Annotated in this window: 3 rRNA genes; all 3 read right to left on the bottom strand. The window is 55.8% G+C overall.

Annotation, left to right across the window (positions count from 1 at the left end):
- Nucleotides 1-43: 43 nt before the first annotated feature.
- The 3 genes from rrf to NV2_RS30335 all read right to left on the bottom strand — a co-directional run bounded on the left by rrf (nt 44) and on the right by NV2_RS30335 (nt 5,256).
- Nucleotides 44-160, bottom strand: a 5S ribosomal RNA gene (gene rrf, locus NV2_RS30345).
- Between the two features lie 135 nt (nt 161-295).
- Nucleotides 296-3,414 (bottom strand): 23S ribosomal RNA (locus NV2_RS30340).
- Nucleotides 3,415-3,739: 325 nt separating this feature from the next.
- Nucleotides 3,740-5,256: ribosomal RNA gene (locus tag NV2_RS30335) — 16S ribosomal RNA — on the bottom strand.
- The 16S, 23S and 5S rRNA genes sit together here, the layout of an rRNA operon.
- Nucleotides 5,257-5,449: the final 193 nt, after the last annotated feature.

Raw genomic sequence — 5,449 nt, 5'->3', positions numbered from 1 at the left:
AGGCCCTCAACCGTAAGGTTGAGGGCCTCCCCAATAAAGATAGTTCCGGCGGTGACCTACTCTCCCACACCCTGTCGAGTGCAGTACCATCGGCGCAGGTGACCTTAGCTTCCGGGTTCGGAATGGGACCGGGCGTTTCCCCACCGCTATAGCCGCCGTAACACTATGAAACCCGACACCAGAAACCAACCAGCCAAGAAACCACCAAACACATGGTGGCAATCCTCAACCAATCAGCATTCTCCGATGCCTGTGTGTTGTTTCAGACACCGCACAGTGGACGCGTAACACCTTCGTTAATAAGCCCTCGGCCTATTAGTACCAGTCACCTACATACATTACTGCACTTACAGTTCTGGCCTATCAACCCAATGGTCTGTTGGGGGCCTTAACCCCTCAAAGGGGGAAAGAAACCTCATCTTGGAACAGGCTTCCCGCTTAGATGCTTTCAGCGGTTATCCCTTCCGAACGTAGCAAACCAGCCGTGCTCCTGGCGGAACAACTGGCACACCAGAGGTTCGTCCGTCCCGGTCCTCTCGTACTAGGGACAGCCTTCCTCAAGTTTCTCACGCGCGCGGCGGATAGAGACCGAACTGTCTCACGACGTTCTAAACCCAGCTCGCGTGCCGCTTTAATGGGCGAACAGCCCAACCCTTGGGACCTACTCCAGCCCCAGGATGCGACGAGCCGACATCGAGGTGCCAAACCATCCCGTCGATATGGACTCTTGGGGAAGATCAGCCTGTTATCCCCGGGGTACCTTTTATCCGTTGAGCGACACCGCTTCCACATGCCGGTGCCGGATCACTAGTCCCGACTTTCGTCCCTGCTCGACCTGTCAGTCTCACAGTCAAGCTCCCTTGTGCACTTACACTCAACACCTGATTGCCAACCAGGCTGAGGGAACCTTTGGGCGCCTCCGTTACACTTTAGGAGGCAACCGCCCCAGTTAAACTACCCACCAGGCACTGTCCCTGAACCAGATCATGGCCCGAGGTTAGAAGTCCAATACGACCAGAGTGGTATTTCAACGACGACTCCACACTAACTAGCGTCAATGCTTCACAGTCTCCCACCTATCCTACACAAACCGTACCGAACACCAATACCAAGCTATAGTGAAGGTCCCGGGGTCTTTTCGTCCTGCCGCGCGTAACGAGCATCTTTACTCGTAATGCAATTTCGCCGAGTCTGTGGTGGAGACAGCAGAGAAGTCGTTACGCCATTCGTGCAGGTCGGAACTTACCCGACAAGGAATTTCGCTACCTTAGGATGGTTATAGTTACCACCGCCGTTTACCGGGGCTTAAATTCTCAGCTTCGCGGAAACAAGTCCCACTAACCGGTCCTCTTAACCTTCCGGCACCGGGCAGGCGTCAGTCCGTATACATCGTCTTACGACTTCGCACGGACCTGTGTTTTTAGTAAACAGTCGCTTCTCTCTGGTCTCTGCGACCCAACCCAGCTCCGAGTGCAAGACTCATCACCAGACCGGGCCCTCCTTCTCCCGAAGTTACGGAGGTATTTTGCCGAGTTCCTTCACCACAGTTCTCTCGATCGCCTCAGTATTCTCTACCTGACCACCTGTGTCGGTTTGGGGTACGGGCCGTGTACCAACTCACTAGAGGCTTTTCTCGGCAGCATAGGATCACTGAATTCACCTCAACCGGCTACGCATCACCTCTCAGGCTCAATGCCGTGCGGATTTACCTACACAACGCCCTACAGGCTTACACCCGGTAATCCACCACCGGGCCCAGCTACCTTCCTGCGTCACCCCATCGCTTGACTACTACAGCCAGGGTCATGCGCAGCCACATCCGGCCTCCCGAAGGAGGTCCATCCGCTTTTGGGCACTTAGCACAACTGATTCGCCATTGGGCGCGGATACACGGGTACGGGAATATCAACCCGTTGTCCATCGACTACGCCTGTCGGCCTCGCCTTAGGTCCCGACTCACCCTGGGCGGATTAACCTGGCCCAGGAACCCTTGGTCATTCGGCGGACGAGTTTCTCACTCGTCTTTCGCTACTCATGCCTGCATTCTCACTCGCGCAGCCTCCACACCTAGTTCACACCGGCGCTTCCCTGGCTACACGACGCTCCCCTACCCACCCAGACACCTGGCTCGAAAGCAGGCTTAACGTCTGAGTGCCGCGGCTTCGGCGGTGTACTTGAGCCCCGCTACATTATCGGCGCAGGACCACTTGACCAGTGAGCTATTACGCACTCTTTCAAGGGTGGCTGCTTCTAAGCCAACCTCCTGGTTGTCTCAGCGATCCCACATCCTTTTCCACTTAGTACACGCTTAGGGGCCTTAGCCGGCGATCTGGGCTGTTTCCCTCTCGACTACGAAGCTTATCCCCCGCAGTCTCACTGCCACGCTCTCACACACCGGCATTCGGAGTTTGGCTGACTTCGGTAAGCTTGTAGGCCCCCTAGGCCATCCAGTAGCTCTACCTCCAGTGTGAAACACGTGACGCTGCACCTAAATGCATTTCGGGGAGAACCAGCTATCACGGAGTTTGATTGGCCTTTCACCCCTACCCACAGCTCATCCCCTCAGTTTTCAACCTAAGTGGGTTCGGGCCTCCACGACGTCTTACCGTCGCTTCACCCTGGCCATGGGTAGATCACTCCGCTTCGGGTCCATGGCATGCGACTCACAACGCCCTATTCGGACTCGCTTTCGCTACGGCTACCCCACACGGGTTAACCTCGCCACACACCGATGACTCGCAGGCTCATTCTTCAAAAGGCACGCCATCACCCCACCCCGAAGGGAAGGCTCTGACGGATTGTAAGCGCACGGTTTCAGGTACTATTTCACTCCCCTCCCGGGGTACTTTTCACCTTTCCCTCACGGTACTAGTCCGCTATCGGTCACCAGGGAGTATTCAGGCTTACCGGGTGGTCCCGGCAGATTCACAGCAGATTTCACGGGCCCGCTGCTACTCGGGTATCAATCACACAAGCCGTCGAGTTTTCGTCTACGGGATTCTCACCCTCTACGACAGACCATCCCAGGCCACTTCGACTAACACAACGGTTTCTCACTTGCGCTCACCACGGCAGTGATGAGAAGAAAGACCCCACAACCCCAGAAACGCAACGCCTGCCGGCTATCACACGTCCCTGGTTTAGCCTCATCCGCTTTCGCTCGCCACTACTCACGGAATCACTATTGTTTTCTCTTCCTGTGGGTACTGAGATGTTTCACTTCCCCACGTTCCCTCCACACACCCTATATATTCAGATGCGGGTAACACGACATCACTCGTGCTGGGTTTCCCCATTCGGAAATCCTCGGATCTCAGCTCGGTTGACAGCTCCCCGAGGCTTATCGCAGCCTCCTACGTCCTTCATCGGCTCCTGGTGCCAAGGCATCCACCGTACGCTCTTACACACTTACTAACAAAGATGCTCGCGTCCACTGTGCAGTTCTCAAACAACACACCCACCCAGATCCGAAACTCCTGGACCAAACCCTCACAAGAAGGCCGGTATCTCAGAAAAATCCGAGCAAGTCTATTTTTTGCCTGGAAAGAACGTCTGTTCTTTCAGGACCCAACAGTGTGTCGATATATCCCCACCGGCAACCACTCGCGATTACCGTTGACGCAGAGAACCTGTCAGCGTTCCACCCATGAGCTTCCGCGGTCCCACTGACGGGGACACAAACGGTCTCTGACACAACCGGATTCGACTCTTCGAACGATCATGTAGAAGTGCTCCTTAGAAAGGAGGTGATCCAGCCGCACCTTCCGGTACGGCTACCTTGTTACGACTTCGTCCCAATCGCCGATCCCACCTTCGACGGCTCCCTCCACAAGGGTTAGGCCACCGGCTTCGGGTGTTACCGACTTTCATGACGTGACGGGCGGTGTGTACAAGGCCCGGGAACGTATTCACCGCAGCGTTGCTGATCTGCGATTACTAGCGACTCCAACTTCACGGGGTCGAGTTGCAGACCCCGATCCGAACTGAGACCGGCTTTAAGGGATTCGCTCCACCTCACGGTATCGCAGCCCTCTGTACCGGCCATTGTAGCATGTGTGAAGCCCTGGACATAAGGGGCATGATGACTTGACGTCGTCCCCACCTTCCTCCGAGTTGACCCCGGCAGTCTCTCACGAGTCCCCGCCATTACGCGCTGGCAACATAAGATAAGGGTTGCGCTCGTTGCGGGACTTAACCCAACATCTCACGACACGAGCTGACGACAGCCATGCACCACCTGTACACCAACCACAAGGGGGGCTACATCTCTGCAGCTTTCTGGTGTATGTCAAACCCAGGTAAGGTTCTTCGCGTTGCATCGAATTAATCCACATGCTCCGCCGCTTGTGCGGGCCCCCGTCAATTCCTTTGAGTTTTAGCCTTGCGGCCGTACTCCCCAGGCGGGGCGCTTAATGCGTTAGCTACGGCACGGATCCCGTGGAAGGAAACCCACACCTAGCGCCCACCGTTTACGGCGTGGACTACCAGGGTATCTAATCCTGTTCGCTACCCACGCTTTCGCTTCTCAGCGTCAGTTACTGCCCAGAGACCCGCCTTCGCCACCGGTGTTCCTCCTGATATCTGCGCATTTCACCGCTACACCAGGAATTCCAGTCTCCCCTGCAGTACTCTAGTCCGCCCGTATCGACCGCAAGCTCACAGTTGAGCTGCAAGTTTTCACGATCGACGCGACGAACCGCCTACAAGCTCTTTACGCCCAGTAATTCCGGACAACGCTCGCACCCTACGTATTACCGCGGCTGCTGGCACGTAGTTGGCCGGTGCTTCTTCTACAGGTACCGTCACTCTCGCTTCGTCCCTGTCGAAAGAGGTTTACAACCCGAAGGCCGTCATCCCTCACGCGGCGTCGCTGCATCAGGCTTTCGCCCATTGTGCAATATTCCCCACTGCTGCCTCCCGTAGGAGTCTGGGCCGTGTCTCAGTCCCAGTGTGGCCGGTCGCCCTCTCAGGCCGGCTACCCGTCGTCGCCTTGGTAGGCCATTACCCCACCAACAAGCTGATAGGCCGCGGGCCCATCTCACACCGATAAATCTTTCCACCACCAACCATGCGATCAGTGGTCATATCCGGTATTAGACCCAGTTTCCCAGGCTTATCCCAGAGTGCAAGGCAGATCACCCACGTGTTACTCACCCGTTCGCCGCTCGTGTACCCCGAAGGGCCTTACCGCTCGACTTGCATGTGTTAAGCACGCCGCCAGCGTTCGTCCTGAGCCAGGATCAAACTCTCCGTTGAAGACTCTAGAAACACCCTCAAAAGAGTGAATCAGAATAATCTCGAACCAGAGTCCGAAAACCTAACCTAAACGCCAGCCGGAAAATTAGCTGACAAAAAATGTCCGACACCCACACGGGGGTGTAAGCGCCGGAACCAAAATAAATATTTGGCACTGACATTCATCGACACACTATTGAGTTCTCAAAGAACA

The sequence above is a fragment of the Nocardia vermiculata NBRC 100427 genome (assembly GCF_001613265.1).
In the GTDB taxonomy this organism is placed as follows: Bacteria; Actinomycetota; Actinomycetes; order Mycobacteriales; family Mycobacteriaceae; genus Nocardia; species Nocardia vermiculata.
This window is presented reverse-complemented; position numbering and strand designations above follow the sequence as displayed.